The sequence below is a fragment of the Streptomyces sp. NBC_00370 genome, from assembly GCF_036084755.1.
Classification (GTDB): Bacteria; Actinomycetota; Actinomycetes; order Streptomycetales; family Streptomycetaceae; genus Streptomyces.
The window spans coordinates 86,411-104,542 of the sequence record NZ_CP107968.1; the positions used below are offsets into that span (position 1 = coordinate 86,411).

General features: G+C 68.5%; 15 protein-coding genes and 2 pseudogenes. 11 read left to right on the forward strand and 6 right to left on the reverse strand.

What is annotated here, in order from left to right; genetic code table 11:
• Window positions 1-32: 32 nt before the first annotated feature.
• The 3 genes from OHS57_RS00320 to OHS57_RS00330 form a co-directional block, all read right to left on the reverse strand.
• Entirely contained in the window at window positions 33-1,739 is a 1,707-nt protein-coding gene (locus OHS57_RS00320) for a hypothetical protein (RefSeq protein ID WP_328580478.1), read from the reverse strand.
• Complete coding sequence (locus tag OHS57_RS00325) at window positions 1,736-3,109, reverse strand: helix-turn-helix transcriptional regulator (protein WP_328580479.1); 1,374 nt, start codon at window positions 3,107-3,109, stop codon at window positions 1,736-1,738. The genes OHS57_RS00320 and OHS57_RS00325 overlap by 4 nt, the downstream gene beginning before the upstream one ends.
• 140 nt (window positions 3,110-3,249) lie before the next feature.
• Window positions 3,250-3,432, reverse strand: a complete 183-nt coding sequence (locus OHS57_RS00330) for a hypothetical protein (RefSeq protein ID WP_328580480.1) — start codon at window positions 3,430-3,432, stop codon at window positions 3,250-3,252.
• A 209-nt stretch (window positions 3,433-3,641) separates the two neighbouring features.
• Between OHS57_RS00330 and OHS57_RS00335 the strand changes: the two genes are divergently transcribed.
• From OHS57_RS00335 to OHS57_RS00365, 7 genes and pseudogenes are all read left to right on the forward strand, one after another.
• A complete protein-coding gene (locus tag OHS57_RS00335) occupies window positions 3,642-6,251 on the forward strand; it encodes a toll/interleukin-1 receptor domain-containing protein (RefSeq protein ID WP_328580481.1) in 2,610 nt (869 codons plus the stop codon).
• Window positions 6,248-6,823: a hypothetical protein gene (locus OHS57_RS00340; protein WP_328580482.1), complete on the forward strand. Its 576-nt coding sequence runs from the start codon at window positions 6,248-6,250 to the stop codon at window positions 6,821-6,823. The genes OHS57_RS00335 and OHS57_RS00340 overlap by 4 nt, the downstream gene beginning before the upstream one ends.
• A gap of 49 nt (window positions 6,824-6,872) precedes the next feature.
• Entirely contained in the window at window positions 6,873-8,501 is a 1,629-nt protein-coding gene (locus OHS57_RS00345) for a hypothetical protein (protein WP_328580483.1), read from the forward strand.
• A gap of 1 nt (window position 8,502) precedes the next feature.
• The gene (locus OHS57_RS00350) at window positions 8,503-10,077 is read left to right on the forward strand and encodes a hypothetical protein (protein ID WP_328580484.1); all 1,575 of its coding nucleotides are present in this window, start codon (window positions 8,503-8,505) and stop codon (window positions 10,075-10,077) included.
• Between the two features lie 169 nt (window positions 10,078-10,246).
• Complete coding sequence (locus OHS57_RS00355) at window positions 10,247-10,477, forward strand: winged helix-turn-helix transcriptional regulator (protein WP_328580485.1); 231 nt, start codon at window positions 10,247-10,249, stop codon at window positions 10,475-10,477.
• Window positions 10,438-10,935 (forward strand): VOC family protein, encoded by a 498-nt coding sequence (locus OHS57_RS00360; RefSeq protein WP_328580486.1) that lies wholly within the window; start codon window positions 10,438-10,440, stop codon window positions 10,933-10,935. Before OHS57_RS00355 ends, OHS57_RS00360 begins: the two co-directional genes overlap by 40 nt.
• Before the next feature lie 123 nt (window positions 10,936-11,058).
• Window positions 11,059-11,229: pseudogene (locus OHS57_RS00365) on the forward strand (IS982 family transposase); the annotation flags it as partial.
• 219 nt (window positions 11,230-11,448) lie between these two features.
• Here OHS57_RS00365 and OHS57_RS00370 read toward each other — a convergent pair.
• The gene (locus tag OHS57_RS00370; protein WP_328580487.1) at window positions 11,449-11,739 is read right to left on the reverse strand and encodes a hypothetical protein; all 291 of its coding nucleotides are present in this window, start codon (window positions 11,737-11,739) and stop codon (window positions 11,449-11,451) included.
• Between the two features lie 765 nt (window positions 11,740-12,504).
• Here OHS57_RS00370 and OHS57_RS00375 point away from each other — a divergent pair.
• Both OHS57_RS00375 and ltrA read left to right on the forward strand, forming a co-directional pair.
• A pseudogene (locus OHS57_RS00375) lies at window positions 12,505-12,747 on the forward strand (transposase); the annotation flags it as partial.
• 534 nt (window positions 12,748-13,281) lie between these two features.
• Complete coding sequence (ltrA, locus tag OHS57_RS00380) at window positions 13,282-14,709, forward strand: group II intron reverse transcriptase/maturase (RefSeq protein ID WP_328580488.1); 1,428 nt, start codon at window positions 13,282-13,284, stop codon at window positions 14,707-14,709.
• Between the two features lie 261 nt (window positions 14,710-14,970).
• On the opposite strand, the gene OHS57_RS00385 is transcribed toward ltrA, so the two are convergent.
• Both OHS57_RS00385 and OHS57_RS00390 read right to left on the reverse strand, forming a co-directional pair.
• Complete coding sequence (locus OHS57_RS00385) at window positions 14,971-15,393, reverse strand: hypothetical protein (protein ID WP_328580489.1); 423 nt, start codon at window positions 15,391-15,393, stop codon at window positions 14,971-14,973.
• 87 nt (window positions 15,394-15,480) lie between these two features.
• Entirely contained in the window at window positions 15,481-15,714 is a 234-nt protein-coding gene (locus tag OHS57_RS00390; protein ID WP_328580490.1) for a hypothetical protein, read from the reverse strand.
• Window positions 15,715-15,815: 101 nt separating this feature from the next.
• On the opposite strand from OHS57_RS00390, the gene OHS57_RS00395 reads away from it, so the two are divergent.
• On the forward strand, window positions 15,816-16,964 hold the full coding sequence (locus OHS57_RS00395; RefSeq protein ID WP_328580491.1) for a helix-turn-helix domain-containing protein: 1,149 nt from the start codon (window positions 15,816-15,818) through the stop codon (window positions 16,962-16,964).
• On the forward strand, window positions 16,961-17,638 hold the full coding sequence (locus OHS57_RS00400) for a hypothetical protein (protein WP_328580492.1): 678 nt from the start codon (window positions 16,961-16,963) through the stop codon (window positions 17,636-17,638). Before OHS57_RS00395 ends, OHS57_RS00400 begins: the two co-directional genes overlap by 4 nt.
• Window positions 17,639-18,132: the final 494 nt, after the last annotated feature.

Below are 18,132 nucleotides of genomic sequence, written 5' to 3' on the forward strand. Positions count from 1 at the left end.
CCCCGGCCCCCTTCCTCGTGCTGTCGTCTCCGTCACGTGCCGTCGGGAGGTGGCTCCAGCGCGGCGGCGTCGAAGAAGGACTCGGTGGCGAAGAGATGGACGAGCATCGGTTGCAGCGACTCGGCCCAGTCCGTCCAGTCGCCTCCCTCCATGCGCAGGTGCAGCGACTCCGTGTGGGACAGCTGGCTGACCAGGGTCTCTATGCCCGTGTCGTCGCCGACCGCGAGCCACACCCCGGTGTGGTGATCGGAGGCCAGGAGCAGACCGCGCCGGTTCCAGTCCGGGCCGCCGAGGTCGAGGTAGAGGCCGCTGAGCACAGTGCCGTCGGGCCACGACGGCAGGACGGACACGACCCCGACGTCCAACAGCACGACGAGCCTGCCGGTTTCCTCCAGCGCGGGCAGCCAGGCGGACTGCCAGCCACGGTCGAACAGACAACTGGCGGCGACACAGTGCAGCAGCGGGCCACGGTCCGCCCAGAGCTCCGCCAGCCGGTGGAGATCGGTCGGCTCCCGCAGCAGGGTGTGCCATACAGCGTCGCCTCCCGCTCCGTCGTCCGCCACCGCACGGACGGCAACGGCGGGTCCCTCAAGGCGGGCGAGCGTCTCCTCGGCCCGGGCGTCGAAGGCGTAGCCCTCCAAGAGTCGTGTGGGGAGGCGGATCGCGGTCACCAGGGACGGACGGCCAGCGATCCGCGCGCTCGCGTCGATTACCCTGACGACCTCTTCGGGGTCCACGTCGGGCCCCAAGGTGATGAGTTGGGCGGGCCTCGGCTCCGGCACGATCCAGTGGCGCGCCTGGCGGACGAGCGACGCCTCGAACGTGGCGTCGTCGACGTGCGGGGCATCCGGTGGCTGAACGCGCACGGGGGGACCGTCGGGGTCGTCCGCCTGGATTCGGTCCGCCAGTTCGACGGCCTCCGCACGCCCGCCGAGGAAGGGCAGCACGGTGGCACCCATGCCCCGCAACTCCTCCGCCACCCTGCGGTAGATGAGATCCTCCCACCGTTCCCAGGTGTCGTCGAAGGCGTCGGCCACGGCGGCGGACGAATCGGCTCCTGGTGTGTCGGCCGTCAGCGCCTCGTCTCCGAAGGCAGCGGCGACCTCTTGGTCGACGGCCTTCGCGGCCGCCCCCATGAGCGCGCCACGGTCGCCGCGCAGCAGCCGGTTCCAGCGCCCGTCCGGCCGGTCGACCTCGCGCAACAGGCTGAGCGTGAACCCGTCTGGCCATGTCTCCAACAGCCGTTGCAAGACCGGCGTCTGCATGCTGGCCCGGGCCAACGCCGAGACCGCCAGCGCCTGTCGATGCGGTCCGGTCACCTGCGCCACCGCGGCGGCCGTACGGACGTACAGGGGCTGGTAGTCCGGGTAATCCTCCAACACGCGTTCCGCCTGCGGGAATCGGCCGGAGACCGCACTGACGCTCATAAAGGTGGCGAAGGACTCGTGCACTGTCCGGCAGGCGTCACGCAGGGGCAGACCGAGCGCCTGCCACGGCCTGTGCCGTGCGGACAGATGCAGCGCGATCCCCCAGGTGGTGCTGTCGTTCAGCATCGCGTGATGCGCTTCGTGCGCGTGCAGCACCCGGTCGCGCACTCCGTCCTTGCCGTCGCCGCGCAACTCGAACCGGCGGGGGCGGTACGCACCCGTACTGCCCGTCAAGCCGTCGAGGAAGAAGGCGAGATGATCCTCGTCCCACGGGTCGTTCTCGTTGCCGTCGGGCCTGGCGTCACCGGTCATGATCCACTCGAACGGTCGTCGGGATGCGGGGTGTGCAGCATCGAGGTGAGCAGGGGGTACACGTCCCGCACCGCGGGCTGGTCGCAGCGGCGGGCCAACACACGGGCGAGGGCCACGAGATCGGTCCGTGTGCTCCGGGAAGCGGTGGCGGCGAAACCGGGGAGGAGCTCACGCAGCAGCGCACAGGCGTGGTCGATGTCCCCCGCGGCCGCCCGCGCGAGAGTCTGCCGGGTCTCCCAACGGGTCTTGAGCCGACGGGACTCGTCGGGTATGGCGCTCAGTTCCCGGTCGAACATCTCGGCCGCCTCGGCGGGCCTGCCGAGGTCGTACAGGCATCCGGCGGTTGCCAGCGACACCGGATCCCCGCCGCTCGACGTGCCCAGGACGCGGGTGGCTTCGTCGCCTGCAGAGTCGTCGAGCAGAGAGCGTGCCCGGTCCAGCGCATGCCGGCACTCCCCGTAGGCGCCGGCCAGTGCGTGTCCCTGTGCCTCGCGCAGGGCGGCCAGTCCCCGGACCCGGGGGCCTGCCGCAGGTGCCGTCTGGGCCCGCTGGGCCAGGGCGATCGTGGCCAGGGCGTCGCCGGCGTTCATCCTGATCAGGGCGTGGCGGACGAGTCCGTAGGCGGCGAGTTCGAGGTCGCCGCCCCGTTTGGCGAGGACCACGGCCCGGTCGGTCCACCACATCGCCATGTCGTCGCGTCCGGCCTCCTGCGCCATCCAGCCCGCGTACTCGGCATAGCGGGAGGCAAGCAGGTAGCTCTCCGACCGCCAACGGCCGTCGGCGTGTTCGGCGACCGTCTGGAGGGTGTGGGTCTGGGCGATGAGCGAGGGCAGGACGGCGGCGGGACTCGCCCGCTGGCCCAGGCGCCGCACGAGCGGGAAGAGTTCGGCGAACGTGGACACCATGGTCTCCGCGTCCAGCCCTTTCGGTGTCGACGCCCCGGGGGCCGCCAAGCCGAGCGACAGCAGGGAGGCCGCGCCGATGCCGACTGCCTGCCGCCGGTCGGCGGGTTGAAACCAGATCGAACCGCCTCGCCCCATGCCCATGATCCATATCTCGTCGTCGTTGCCTGCGTCGGCTTCGAGGCCCGCGTGGATGTCGAGGCCCACGATGCTCTGGATGCCCGGTGCTGGAGCCGTCGGTCCGGCGTCGGCGCGGTCCGGGGGGACGAGGGCGGCCAGTTCGCCCTCGGCGCCCAGGGCCGCATCGCAGCGGCGAGCCAGCGCTACCGTGGGCCGCCTGCCCCCGGTCTCCACGCGGCTCAAGTAGCCCTTGCTGTAGTGGGTTTGGCCGGCCAGCACGGTTAGTGAAACACCGGCCGCCATCCGGCGCTGCCGAAGCGCTGGTCCGAAGGAATCCCTGACGTCCACGACGGCTCCCGGCTCGCGACGAGGCGTGCCCGAGCCAACGGCGGGGAAGCGACCCTTGGGATTGCGCCGCCGTGAACACGGGGTGTCACTAAACGATGACACAAGAGATCTCTCCGGACAAGACGCGCTCGACGGCCGGTTCATCGGGAGTCGGACCGCGATCCGCCGCGCAGCAGGAGCCACAGGGCGATCCCGCCGAGGACCACCTCAATGCCGTGGCCCGAGCGTCCCGCGTAGGTGAACAGGGCGACCAACTGGTGCGCGTTGACCAGCCACGCCACTGTGGCGATCAGGCCTTTGTTTCCGCTCGGGATCCGTTCCACGGAGCTGCCACCTCCCCTGGTGAGTGCCTTCAGCGTCCGCTCTCTCCGCACGCGGCTGAAGGGGTTGCCAATCGTCAGGCCGGACTGGCAACAGGCAACACCGGGCAACGGCTTCCAAACCGCCGGCAATAGCGGATCATTGGAGGTGATCTGCTACTACGAGCAGCGTTCGCCGAACTCGATCCGACTCGATGCGAGGTGCCGTCGGGGTGACCGGAGTCTTCATCAACTACCGCAACTCCGACGAGCCCTACGTGGCCGTACTCATCGACCGGCTCCTCATGGAGCGGCTCGGCCCCGACAACGTGTTCCGTGCCAGTCGCTCCAACACTCCGGGCAGGGACTTCCGGGACCAGATCCTGGGCCGCCTCAAGGAGTGCGCCGTACTGATCGTCGTCATCGGCAAGAGCTGGCTGGACACCCGCGACGCCCAGGGCGCACGTCGCTTGTGGCAGCCGGAGGACTGGGTACGCCGGGAGATCGAATTGGCCTTCACGGAGGGTTTGCGCGTCATCCCCGTGTACGTCACCGGAGCGCCCGCCCCACAGGCCGAGCACCTCCCGCCGGACATAGAGCAGTTGGCTCACCAACACGGCGTACGGCTGCACCATCGCTCCGCCGACACGGACCTGGAGCGTCTGGCCGCCGTAGTGGAGCGGTGGGTTCCGGACCTCCGGCTGGACGTGCTGCTGGAACGCCCTCCCGCCGCGCCTCCCTGGGGTCTGCCAAGCGCGCTGCTCCGCCCCGAGCATCAAGTCGTCCCCTTCGAAGAACCGACAGGTCGGCAGGGGTTGGAGGTCCTGCTGGATTGGTGCGAGGGCGCCGCGTCGGCTTCTGTGCTGCTGCTCACCGGGGGCGCGGGGCAGGGCAAGAGCCGACTGGCTCGCGAGGTGTGCGAGCGACTGCGGAGCGAGAAGTGGACGGCGGGACTCGTCGCCTCGGGCGCCCCGCCGTCGGTCCTGGAGCGGATCCACGGTCTGGTCCGGCCCACCCTCCTCGTGTTCGACGCCGCCGAGTCGCGCCAGGAGGAATTGTCCGCCGCCTTCACCGCCCTTGCCCGGCGGCCCGGTTCGGCGCCGCCGGTACGGCTGCTGCTCCTCGCGCGCTCGGGCGGGGACTGGCTCGACCGGATCCAGATCGACGACGACCGGGCAGCGGATCTGCACGGCCGTGTCGAGACCGTGTCGCTGTCCGCGCCGGACTTGGAACAGGCAGCACGCGAGCGGGAGTTCGCTCGGGCCATGGACGTCTTCGCCACCCGGCTGAACATCGCCCTGCCCGCAGTGCCACCGCCGGCCCCCGCACCGCAGCCCTTCGAGAGCCCGCTGGATCTGCACGGCGCCGCGCTGGAGAGCGTGTTGGACCTGAACGGGGGCGGGGTGAACGGCTCGTCAGGGGCGCGGCCCGATGTCTTCGGCCGCCTGCTGGATCTCGAACGCGGCTACTGGCGGAGCACGGCAGAGGCGTTTCAGCTGGCGCCCGCGGATCCCGGCCGGTTCGACCAGACGGCCGCTGCCGCCACTCTCTTCGGCGCCGCCGACCACACCGAGGCGGTCAGGACGTTGTGCGCGCTGCCGGCGTTCCGTGGGGCCGAGGGGTGGACAGTGGAGAAGTACATCGGCTGGGCCCAGTCGATGTACCAAGGGGCGGCCGCACTCAACGCCCTGCGGCCGCGCCGGCTCGGCGAGGTCCAAGCCGCGCAGGTGGTGATCCGGTACCCGGACTTCCTGGAGTGTCTGCGGTCGGTGTCCGACACCCAGGCCGTCAGGGCCCTCACCGTCTTGGGGCGCGCGATTGCCCGTGATCGCCGCGTGGAGGGCCGTATCGCGGCTGCCCTGCGCACCGAGCCCGGCCGATTGGCACCGCTGGCGCTGGACGCCACGCTCGCCCTGGAGGAACCCGCCGCGTTCGTCGCGGAGATCACCGCCACGCTCCGGGACGCCGAACCGGCCGTGCTGGAGCGGGTGTTGGCGGCGCTGCCCCAGCGCAGCATGGTGCTGGCCGAACTCGCGGCGGACATCACCCGGTGGGCACGCACCGCGCACCGCGCCCGCGCCGATGGCGATCCACGCAAGGCCGCGCTGCTCGCCCGCCGGTTCGCCGGGCGCCACAGCTATCTGGGCGCACACCTGGAGGAGGCGCTGGCGGCGGCCGAGGAGGCGGTCAGCCTCTACTCCTCGCTGAGTACCACCGATCCGGCGCTCCTGCCCGAACTCGCCGAGGCACAGGCCGTTCTGGCCCTGCTGCTGAGCGACACCGGCCGGCACCCGGAAGCCCTCGCCGCGGGCGCCGCCGCCGTGGAGCGGTACCGCGCTCTCCCGCCGAGCACCGATCGACGGCATACGGCGGGACTGGCCACCGCCCTCAACAACCAGGCCATCCGGGCGGGCCGGCAGGGCGACCCGGTGACCGCGCTCGCACACGCGCGGCACGCGGTGCGGCTCACCGGCACGCTGGTCGAGGCCAACCGACCGGCCCATCTGTCGCTACGCGCCGACGCGTTGGACACCCTCGCCACTCTGACGGCCGACCGGCAGGAGGCCCTGGAGGTCGGCGCGCAGGCCCTTTCCCTGCGCGAGGAACTGGCCACCGCACGCCCCGACGCCTACGAGCCGCAGCTCGCGGCGACGTCGTACAACCTCGCCCTGCTGTCGGCGCGGGCAGGGCGTCCCACAGACGCCCGGGAGCTGGCGGCAGCGGCGCTCGTCCACTATGAGCGGGTCGCCGAACGCCATCCCGGGCGCTTCGAGGGGGAGTTGGCCCGCGTACGCAGGTGGCTGGACCGGCCGAACCCGACGAAAGGTAGCGCAGAACAGTGACCGACGACTCGATCGACGCCCTCAAGAAGGCCGCCCAGGTGGACGGTGACCGCCTGCACCGCACGGAACTCGAGCGCATCGCCGCCACGGTGACGACCGTGGACGACGCTGAGTTCATCCACGCGGTCACCCGCGTGTGCGGACTGTCGTGGGAGAGCGGACGCGAACACACGAAGGAACGACTAGAGCTGACCGACGACCAGAGCTGGGTCGACCTCGGCACACCAGGCAACCGGGAACGGCTACTGCAAGCGGTGTTGGCCGCGGCGATCGTCGGCTCCGGCGCCGTGTCTGACACCACCTCGGTCACGCTGGCGGCCCGTTGCCTGCCTGCGGTCGCGTATCTGCCGGCCAGTCCCGTCACGGCGGGAGAGGCGGGACTCCGGCTCGAACTGCGGCTTCGCCCAGGGCCGTTCGTCCTCCCCGACGATCTCGTGACGCAGATCAACGCCGAGGACTTCAGGGAGTTCGGCGAGGAACTCGCGGCATCCGTGCTCCACTCCCCCTTCGCCGCGCGCAGCGGCACCACGCTGAGCGTGCAACCGCCGTCGGCCGCCCGAGACCGGAATTGAGGCGTCGGGCCGGTTCGTCGACGATCGTCTCGTGCAGAAAGGAGTCCCAGTGGACGGCCACCTCTCGCATGTCCTGGGCCTGACCAGTCCGGACGCCCATGTCATGACCGGCTCGTACACCTACAGCGGCTGGAACGTGGTCCACATAGCCGGAGCCGGCCTCCTGCACGCCATGATGCCCACCCAACACGAGGCGGAGCATGCCGCGCTCAATGCCTCCAGTGCCTGGGGCACGGCGCTACTCGCCTTCCATGTCGCCCACCTCAAGACCGGCGATCCGACATACCTGGACACGCTAAGAGAGCTGGTCGAGCGCTGCCGTACCACCCATGAGGCATACGCCACCCACGCCTCGGTCTTCGGGATCTGCTCACGTTCCGAACTGACGCCGGACGAGCTGCTCGCCGGCTATCCGGAGTACGTCCGCTTCCATGAACTCGCCCAGCGGACCGGCCCGGATCCGGAGTCGCGCCCCTACTGGCACGGCGTAGCGGTCGACAGCGCACTGATGGCGTGCATGCAGACGCCGATCCTGGACCGGCTGGCCGAGTACGGCTTCGAGGGATTCTCCCCGCCCGCGAGGGTCCTGCGCGACTCGGACAGTCCCGACGCCCGCTTCCGCGCCCTGCGCGGGCAGAACACCGTCCTGTGGACGGAGTTGGAACGGATGCTGGCCGACGCCCTCGGCTCCGAAGTGTGGGAGCGGTTGCGGCACACGGCCACCGCCGACATCGAGGGCATCGGCGCCTTCGGCACCGAGGTCTGGGACCAGCTCCAGGCGGTCACATTCACCACGGCGTCCAGCGCGCTGCGCGAAATGGGCTTCGCCACACCGACGATCGAGGACATGATGGCGGCCAGTGAAGAGACGTTGAAGGCACTGCGCGGGGTCGTCCCGGAGGCGGAGCGGATTTTCGTGCCGCCCGGCAGTTTCCGCACGGACGCGTTGAGCCTGTTCGAGCTGGAGAATCTCACGCTGCGCACACCCCGCCCGGCCAGGGTCCGGCGCTGGGCCGACCGCGGGGCCACCGCCCTGACATCGGGCGCGTCCCCTCGTACCCATGTGTACGTCTGTGTCCGCTCCCTGGAGCGCCTACGAGTGCAGTTCGACCTCGACATCGGCCATCTTGCAGACCTCGCCCCCCTCACTCCCGTGGTGGCCGTCTTGGTGCCGGCGGACGAGCGCACCGGGCGCCCGGTGGAACTCTTCGTCGTCGACGACCCGGGGCAGCTCGCCGAGATCCCGGCGGCGGGCACCGACCTAGGCGTCGTGGTGAACTACTCGCTCGCGTGCAGCCTTCGGGGAACCTGGGCCGCCGCGTGGCTGCCGAGGCTGCGCACGCTGGGCGAGACGACGGCGCTGTTCGACACCCTCCCCCGGCGTACCGTGCCGGTCCTGCTGGAGTCCGGTCATCCGCTGCGGTACGCGCTGATCGCCGTACGTGACAAGGAGCAGGAGTCCTTCGTCCTATGTGTGCGGCTGGGCGACGATCCGCTTCTGCTGCTGCCATGCGGCTTCGCCGCGGGCCAGGCGATGGCAAGCTGGATCCACTACGCCTCGGGCGAGCGGCTGCGGTCGGATCTCGCCGTGCTCGGCCGCGACGAGGAGCATCTAGTCCCCGTCGTGGTCAGTCATCTCGTCGGCGAGGAAGCCGTCATCGGCTTCTGGGCGGCCTGACATGGGTACCTCCTCGGGCGCCTTCGACCACGACGGCTGGTGGATTTCCCAGCCCGGCGACGATCCCAGGAGCACACAGTTCGCGTCGGCGCACGAGTCCCACCACAAGCAGCTGCAGGATTCGACGAGTTACGGCGCTGTCGCACGTGTCTACCACGAGCTGGGCAAGGCCACCGGGCAGGTGCGGTACGGGGAGTCGGCCGGGCTGCTGACCCGGGCGAGCACGAACGTGCAGGAGGCCTTCGCATCCTGGCTACCCGCCGCCGCGCTCGCGTGGACGCGCGCCGACCTGGTGCGCGGATATCCCGAATACGGGCCACACTACGACGCGTTGGAGAGCCTGGTCGGCGGGATCAAGAGCCCCTATCTCCGTTTTCACGCCGCGCACGCGCTGTGCCGCGCCTGCATGCAGACGACGGCCATCGCCACCGTGCTCCGCACCGGTCTGCACAACTTCTCGCTCGCGAACATCCGTGACCGTGATCTGCCCGACTCCCGGTTCGCGTTCCTCCGCAGAAGCCCGACCAACTGGGAGCAGGCCGTGACCCTGCTGACCAGCGAGGCGGAACGGGACGAGCGGCTGCACGGACTGATCACCGCCGAACCTCTCTCCGCCGCGCTGTTCGATCCCGCGCTGGAGGACGTGTGGCAGCGGGTCAATCAGGTCATGTACGACACCACCGCAGACGCGCTGCGCACAGCCGGGCTCCTGACGCTGACGCTCGACGAGCACCTCGAACTGACCCCCGCGCTTCTCACCGCGGCCCACCGCATCGGCGGTCGGCTGGACCTCCGACCGGGCCACCGCAGACGGCAGTCGGAGGTCGCAAGTGTCGTGTTGGGGAACGCGGAGAGCGAGGCGTTCACCGTGGCACCGCCGCTCCTGGCGCGGCTGTTGCCGCGCGGCACGGATCCGGGACTGATGGTGGCCGACCTGACCGACCCCCATCTGTTCGTCACCCACCGCCGAACCGCCGCGCTCGCGGCCAACTACACGATGACGCCGGACTCTTCGCCCTGGGCAGCCGGCATCACCACGGTGGCTCGGCGCACGGTGGTCGAGCCGACGGGACACGTCGTCGAACTGCTGGAACTCCCCGGCCCTGAAGCGCTCACGGACCCGGCGCTCCCCATGTTCGCCGTCGCTCCCCTGTCCCTGTTCGCCGAACCCCACTTGGCACCCTGGCTGCAGGGTTCCTGGCCACGCACCACCGCGCTCCTGCTCGACGTGCCGCTCGCCCCGCACCTGGATCTGTGGCTCAGCCGGCCCGACGCCTGCTTCCACCACGTGTTCCTGCGGATCGAGTCGTTCGGCCGCGTGGTCCCCTTCCTGGTGGGCACGGTCAAGACTCCCGACGAGAGCCTCCCGGCCTTTCTGATCCGACCGCTGTCCCACGCGGGTGTACGGGTACACAAGGCCGCGTTCGCCGAGATGTACCTCGACAGCCCGGCACTCGTGGAGGACGCCGGCTTCCTCGCCGAACGCCAGAAACTGCTGAATCTCAGCCTCGCTCATCTCGCCGGAGAGGAAATCCGTTTCGGCCCGTCGACGACACGGGTACACGACCACCCGTAGGACAGGCGCGGGATCTGTGCGTGCCGAGAATCACCTCCGCGCAGCTCAAGCGGCGTGTTGGTAATCGTGGATTACTCCGCCGAGGCGGTCGTGTCGACGTATGTCGAGGCGCGCGATCTCCTCGGGGTCGGGGCTCACTCAGACCCTACGAGCACTGGAGCGCGATGGGATGATCACCCGCACCGTCTACGCCGAGGTCCCCGCGCGAGTGGAGTACGAACTGACCACACTGGGGCATACCTTGCTCGAACTCATCGCGGCGGGCCGGCGCTGGGCGGAGGACCACATGGGACAGAAACTGACCTATATCGGCGTTAGCGTCTTCACCAGGTTGTGGTTCGCGCTCCAGGAGGCAGCCAGATGTCCGTCGAGCCGGTTCCCCAGGGCTACACCACCGTGACGCCGTGGCTCATCTCTCGCGACACGGTGCAGCTCATCACCTACATGAAGAGGGCCTTCGACGCGGTGGAGCTCACTTGTCTCACCGGTGAGGACGGAAGCGTCGAGCATGCGGAGGTACGAATCGGCGACTCGGTGGTGATGTTGTTCGACGCGCGGCCGGAGTGGCCGCCAACCCCAGGCTTCCTCCGCCTCTACGTTGAGGATGCCGACGCCGTGCACCGTCAGGCCGTCGCGGCTGGCGGCACCTCGGTCACCGAGGTCACCCATCTGATCTTTGGTGACCGGGTCGGGCGGGTGCGTGATCCGCTGGGCAACCTGTACTGGATCCAGACCCGCGTGGAGGATCTGAGCCCGCAGGAGATGGAACACCGCCTCAACGAATTGGAGTTCACCAAGGCGATGGAGTACGTCCAAAGCGCCGACTTCTTCCCCGGCCGGGCCTCTGACCTCGGCTGACAACATCCCTATGCGTTGGCCACGACGTCGGCCTGGAGCACGGTCCCCCCAGCCGTCGCGCCGCCCGCCGGCGGGCGGTACCGGAATGTCCAGGAGCGTGAAGAGGGCGACCAAGATCGTTGTGTGACGAACAACCTGGACACCCTACTGACCGCACTGTACGTGAAGATCGACGACGAACTGGCGACAGACCGATGGATGGGCAGGCCACCGCAGTTGACCGATGCGGAGCTGGTCACGCGCGCGGTCGCTCAGGCTCTGCTCGGCTTCGGTCCCGAGACCCGTCGGCTGCGAGGATGATCGGCTCGACCAGTTCCCCCTGTCGATCGCCCAGCGATCCGGTCGCCAAATTCAGCTGCCGAGCTGATCCGATACCCGCCGCGGCCAGGCCGGACCGCAATATTTTGGCAACTCCGCCCCCTCACTCACATGAAAACGGGTGGATATGCCTGACCTGCAGTGATGTGGCGCTATCCGCGGTGTCGTGGACTAACCCTGCAGGCGACAGTCGACTCAGCGGACTGTCGGAGCTGGCGGTGTGACCGCCTCGCGCAGTTCGGCGGCGGCCTGGGCCATGAGCTCGTATCGGGCGCGGCCGCCGGCGCCGAACTGCCCGAGCTCGGTCATCAGCGCGACGCCGGTCGGGATCTCGTCCGCTGTCCAGCCGGTGATGTCGAGCAGCAGGCCGTCGAGCGGACCGCCGACAAATTCGGCGTACGTGCGGCCAGGCTTGGGGCCGGGACGCGGGTGGTCGTGGTCCTCGCCGTAGATCCGGCCTCGCAGCAACTCCTCATCCATGTCCATGCGTCTGAGCCTCCCCGCCACCACCGACAGCCGGGGCGTAGTCGTCGGGCCCTCCCGGCCAGTACTACGACGGGCCTTCCCCTCCCGCCGCGTCCCAGCCGTCCAGGAAGGCGGCGAGGGCGCCGGTCAGCACCTCCACTCAGCGCCCGAAGGGCAGCACCAGGGTGTCGACGACTTCCGTCCCGACCCCGGCCACCGGCCGACGCGGGGGTGGTGCGGCGGGCCCCGGCCGCCGCGCAACCATCTGGGCGCGCCCCGATCCCCGGCCGCGGCCGTACCGCCCATCCCACCCGTCCCTTTACTCCTTCACTCCAGCCAGGGGACACGGGAAGCTGCTGCAACGGGGATGTCCGCACCCCGACCACGGCCAAGAAACCGGCAACCGCCACCGCGAAGCCGTGGCCTGGAACAACCTTGGCACTGCCTTGCGGGCTGCCGAACGTCACGGCCAAGCCGTCCTCGCCGGCATCCGGGCAACGGAACTCCTGACCCAGACGAATGATCTCCTCCGGGCGGGCGAGGCATACGGAGAACTCGCGGACTCGCTCTCCGCCGCAGGCTCGGAGCCTACGAAGGTGAGTGAGGCGTAGGCACGGTCAGCTGACGCGTACGCACAGGCCGGTGCGACCGAAGAAACTGAACAGTCCCGTGCCAACGCGCACAACCCGCCATCGTGGCAGCCCGGCACCGCCAGTGCATGCGAAGGCACCCTGGGGGCCGTAGAGCCGTAGTCAGTCCAGCGGTCTGCGTCCGGGGGGGGACGGCCACCTCGCCGCCTACGCCGGTCTCGCCCCGGCAACCCGCAGTTCCGGGTCCTCGATCCGTGGGGAACAGCCGTCGCGACGCGGGAACAAGCAACTGAAACGGACCTTCTTCCTCTCCGCGTTCGCCGCCCTGGGCGATCCGGCATCCCGGGCCTACTACGACAAGAAGGTGCGCCACGAAGCGTCACGCAATCGAGTGAAGGTGAGAGACCTCCACCGCCAGGTCGTCGCAGCGGCCCGGTAGAAGCCGAGGGCAGTCCGATCCGGGGAACGCCGGGGAGGGCGGAAAGCAGCCCTGACGAAGTCGGGACGACTGGGAACTACCAGACCAGCCGGGTCCGGTGAGCAAGGCCGGAAGGTGCAACGAGAGTGAACCAGTGGACGACGCCCCGTAAGCGTAGTACCGGCTCAAATCTGGTGGATATGGGCTGGGTTGCGGTGCACGGTCCTGTCCCTTCGGGGACTGGACCGACTCCGAAGCCAGATCTTTTTGCTGGTGGGGAGGCCACACCGAATGCCTGCGGCGTAGGGGTGGCGATGCCGTCGGGGTATAGCTGGGTGCCTCCCCGGCCGATCGATTGCGTGGTGAACGTGGGAACTGTCCCCGGTCGCCCCGACTGCCGGGCTACCAGCCCGGATGGGGGCAGGCCCGTTGCCGGCCGATGGCCGCGGGGCAGGGCGGAGGTCCCGTAGTAGTCCGAGCCGGGGAAAGCCCGGCACATGGCGAAGGGGACCAGCAAGTCAGCAAGGAGGAGATTGGAATGCCAGGAGGTCGTTGGTGAACACTGACGCTCTGGAGTGGGCCTTGATGAAGGCCGAACGCCGGGTACTGGAGATCCAGACCAAGTTGCACCGTTGGGCAACCGACGATCCTGATCGCCGGTTTGATGATCTGTTCAACCTCGTTGCCGATCCCGCGTTTCTTCTGGTGGCGTGGGACCGGGTGCGAGGGAACAAGGGAGCTCGCACGGCCGGAGTGGACGGCAAGACCGCCCGCTACATCGAGGCCGCGCAGGGGGTCGAGGTCTTCCTCGACAAGCTGCGGTCGCAAGTGAAGGACCGGAGCTTCACTCCCGTCCCGGTACGGGAACGGATGATCCCGAAGGCGAACGGCAAGTTGCGTCGCCTGGGCATCCCAACCGTGGCGGACCGGCTGGTCCAGGCATCCTTGAAGCTGTTGTTGGAGCCGATCTTCGAGGCGGACTTCCTCCCGTGTTCCTACGGGTTCCGTCCGAAGCGCCGGGCTCATGACGCCATCGCCGAGTCTCGCTTCCTGGCCAGCTACTCCTACGAGTGGGTGGTGGAGGGCGACATTGAGGCGTGCTTCGACACGATCGACCATGCGGCCCTGATGGACCGGGTGCGTCGACGCGTTGGGGACAAGCGTGTCCTGGTCCTGGTGAAGGCATTCCTGAAGGCAGGCATCCTCACCGAAGGCGGCCTGCTCAAGGACTCCAGCACCGGCACTCCGCAAGGGGGCATCCTCTCCCCGCTGCTGGCCAATGCCGCCCTGACCGTGTTGGACGAATACGTCGCCAACCGGCCGGGCGGACCTGGCACCTCTCCGGACCGACGCAGGACGCGGCTCCGCCGTGGCGAACCCAACCTCCGGTTGGTCCGCTACGCGGACGACTTCCTCGTGCTTGTAGCCGGGACTCGCGAGCACTGTGACGTGCTTCGCGAGGAGGTGGCAGCGGTCCTCGCACCGATGGGCATGCGCCTGTCGATGGAGAAGACGAGGATCACCCACATCGACGAGGGCCTCGACTTCCTCGGATGGCGCATCCAGCGTCACCGCAAGCGAGGTACCGATCGGCACTACGTCTACACCTACCCGGCGAAGAAGTCTGTAAGGACCGTCGCCAGGAAGATCAAGACCATCTGCCGGACAGACGTCAACCAGCCGCTACCAGTCCTGCTGCGTCAGCTCAACTCGATGCTGCGAGGCTGGTGCGCCTACTTCCGGCCCGGCGTTTCAAGCGCCACGTTCCAGTTCCTGCGCCAGCTCGTCTGGGGTCAGGCCATTCGCTGGATCAGGCGCAAGCACCGCCGGATCACCTGGAAGGATCTCCGCCGACGCTACTGCAACGGTGGATGGTGGCCAACCACGGAGGAGATCACCCTGTTCGACCCGGCCAAGGTGCGCACGACGCGCTACCGATACCGGGGAGCGGTGATTCCTTCGCCCTGGCCCACCAAGGGATAGGGACCCCGAGGCTGTCAGAAGGGGACTTGTGGAGAGCCCGGTGCTCGGAAACGGGCACGCCGGGTTCGGGAGGCGGTTCGGGGAAACCCACCAGCAGCAATGCTGGCAGGGCGCCCCGAACCGACCTCACATCGCCCAGGGCAAGCACCACACCCAGGCCCTGCTCTGCCTCGCGAGACGGCGGGCCGACGTGCTCCTCGCAATGCTCCGCGACGGAACCTTCTACGAACCGCAGCCTGCCAGGGCGGTCGCTCCGCAGACCTAGACCATGGTCAGGAGGTGATCCGCGGGGCCGTAGTCGATCTTCCAGTCGGCATAGACCCCCACGGCGCCGTCCTTCTGGCACCGCAGCCCAACGGTCACCCAGCGGACCAATCCGTCGCCGGTGAGGGAGAACGCGACCGCGGTCTCGAACTCCTCGCTCCCGCACGGGCAGCAGGCCTCGCCAGGGTCCGCGTCCTCCCAGAACTCCTCGCTATCCGCGATGAACGCGCGGCCGCCGCAACCAGCGCACACCCGCTCGGCTCCGCCCTCGACATCGTCAACGAGCACGAAGAACACGCGCCCGCCACACCCGCCGCAGACCGAAGGAACGATCTTCACCGGACGGCCCTCATCAGCGTTCCGCAGAAACACCGCGAGCTCCGCAGAGACACCCTCGCCAACCTGATCATCAGCATGCACAGGGACATCGTTCCAGACGCCCGAACGAGCACCCATCCACCTTGGCCAAAGAGATAGGGGCACCCCCCCCGCCTTTCGCGACGCGTTTCATGTGAGAAGGCCAGCAACGGTGCTGACGAGGAGAACGAGCAGGGTGAGAGTGGCGGCGAAGGCCACGCCACCGCGATTGACGGCTGTTGCCCAGCTGGCATTGTCGGCGCGAGCGAGCAGACCGGCCGCAAGTGCGACAAGCAGCGAGATGATCACGGCGACGGTGCTTGCCAGGATGGTGAGAACGGCAGTGTAGGTCGACGACGGCACGGCCTGCTCCTTCGGCTGCATGAACGGAAGAGATGCAGCGACCTTCCCGATTCGGGTGTGCGACAGGGTGCAACCGTACGAAGATGAACAATCCTGAACTGCACCTTCGTAGGGGGACTGGCATGACAGACGCCGAAGCTGCGCAGGCCCTGACGCGTCTGCGGCGGACGCTCCGGGAGCGCCTCGGGATTGAAGGTCTGACCACGGGTAACCTGAAGCAGCGGACGGGGCTGTCCAGAACGACGCTCAGCAACGCACTGAACGACCGTCACGACCGTCCCTCCTGGAACACAGTCGCTGCCATCGCCAAGGCACTGCGTTTCAGCCCGGAGAAGATCTCGGCGTTACACGAGTTGTGGGAGCAGTCGGACCCGAGTGGATCCGTAGCCACTGCGCCGGTGCCGCTCGCCGTGCCGGAGCCCACGATGCCGTTGCCGTTTTGGCGGCGTCGGCCCCGTTTACTTCTCGGGGCGACAGCGACCGCAGTGATCCTTACAGCCGGTGCAGGCGTACCTCTGTGGTTAAACGGTTCCGACTCGTCTGACCACAAGTCGCCGTCCGGCAAGCACCCAAAGCTTCCTGCTCCCGCCGCCTCGGGGCCGCTGCTCGTCACGTCCAAGTGGCCGACGTTCAAGAGCTGTGATGGCGGAACGGCTGTGGCGATGCCCGCCGGTGGTAAGCCACTCACAGACTTCACTCCCCAGACACAAGACTTCCGTACTGTCGTGACCACGCCGAAGAACCAAGGTGGCACATGGGGATCCGGACATCTCTACGTGGACCTCAGCACGAAAGATGACACCACGGTCACCATCGACGAGATCCACCTGTCGACCCGCGTTCCCGAGCGCATCAACGCACCAGCGTGGGTGGCGCTGACACAAGGCGGTTGCGGTGACGTCCAGGACAGAGTCTTCGAACTCGATCTGGACAAACCCCGGCTAATCGACCAAGGCGTCCAGGGCCAGTCGACGCCCGGCGACAAACCAGCCCCCACCAACCCGCTTGGGTCCGGCTTCACGGTGAACGCCAAGGACCCAGCCATCGTGCGCGTCGACGCAACGGCCTGCCACGGGAATTACCGGTGGAGCCTGGTCATCGACTACAGCTACAACGGCAAAACGCTCCAGAAGAAACTGGGCCCCTTCACAACATTCAGCGTCCCCAATGCAGACACGCGTACATACGTGCCAAACCTGTCGACCGGCGACATCGGCGCACCCCTACCGGAGCCAAGCGCCCCTACCGGATGCCCTGAGACCAGCCGATGATCTCCTCCGCACCGCGCTCTGCAGGGCGCATCCTCGAAGCGGTGACCGTGGTGGCCGTGCTGGCAGCCCTTCTCGGGTGCGAAAGCGATCAAGATCGGCCGCCCCAGCACCACCGGGCAACGCAGTCCACGGCACCGAGGGCACCGTTGAACCTGCACACCGTCGACTGGCCCAACGCCACCATCCCCGGTGCCCTCTGCCGTTCCCCCGGCCCCATCCGACTCCGCAACGGCGTAGCGCTGAACGTCCCGTCGGACTTCGATCGTCCGGAACCCAACTTTCCCCAGGACGTCAGCGCCCAGACCGACCAGCTCGCATTCGGCGACCTTACCGGCGACGGCCAAGACGAAGCAGCGCTCCCCATCCTCTGCGCAAACCACGATTCGACCGCAGCCGGCCAGAGAGCCATGGGCATCATGATCTTCGATGGCAGCAACGGGAAGCCCAACCTCGTGGCCACGCTCAGCGGGCAGCAGGAACGACAGGGGGAACCGCCGAACTTCCTGCAAATCCGGCAAGTCCAACCGGGCCGAATCCTGGCTGACGAATCCTTCTACAGTCCGACAGACGCCAACTGCTGTCCCTCAGGGCGCGCCAAAGACGTCTGGCGCTACTCGAACGGAGCAGTGAAACCAATCAGCAGCACGGTGACAACCACCGCCGGCCATGGCTAGTCAGCGTCGACCGTTCGACTCCCCTGGCCGACGGGCAGGTTACGGCGAGCAGACCATCGCTCTACAGCGAGTACGGATCAGATAGATACCGGCCAACGCTCTGTCGACATCACCGGTGGGGTCGCGTCTTCCTGGAAGAGCATCTGCTCCACGCACCCGCAGGGATGGTCCCACGGCGGTCATCTGCTCGTCGGCCAGCAGCTACTCCTCCCCGCAGGCGCGGGGGGCGCCCTCATCTGGATGTGGCGCCACACCGACCTCGCCAACATCCGTGCCTGGCTACACGCCCGCGTCAGCCACGGATGGAAACTCCTGCCACTCCAGGCCACTGCCACGGCCTGGAATACCACCCGCCTGCTCGGCCACCGCAACCGACCACGACCGTCCGAGACGAACGAACAGCCGTAGCACGGCTCTGCACGCTCGGGTGGTCGATCTGCCCGGAGCCCACACGGCAACGCGAGGCCCTCCTCGCCGGCTTCGGTCAGAACGCA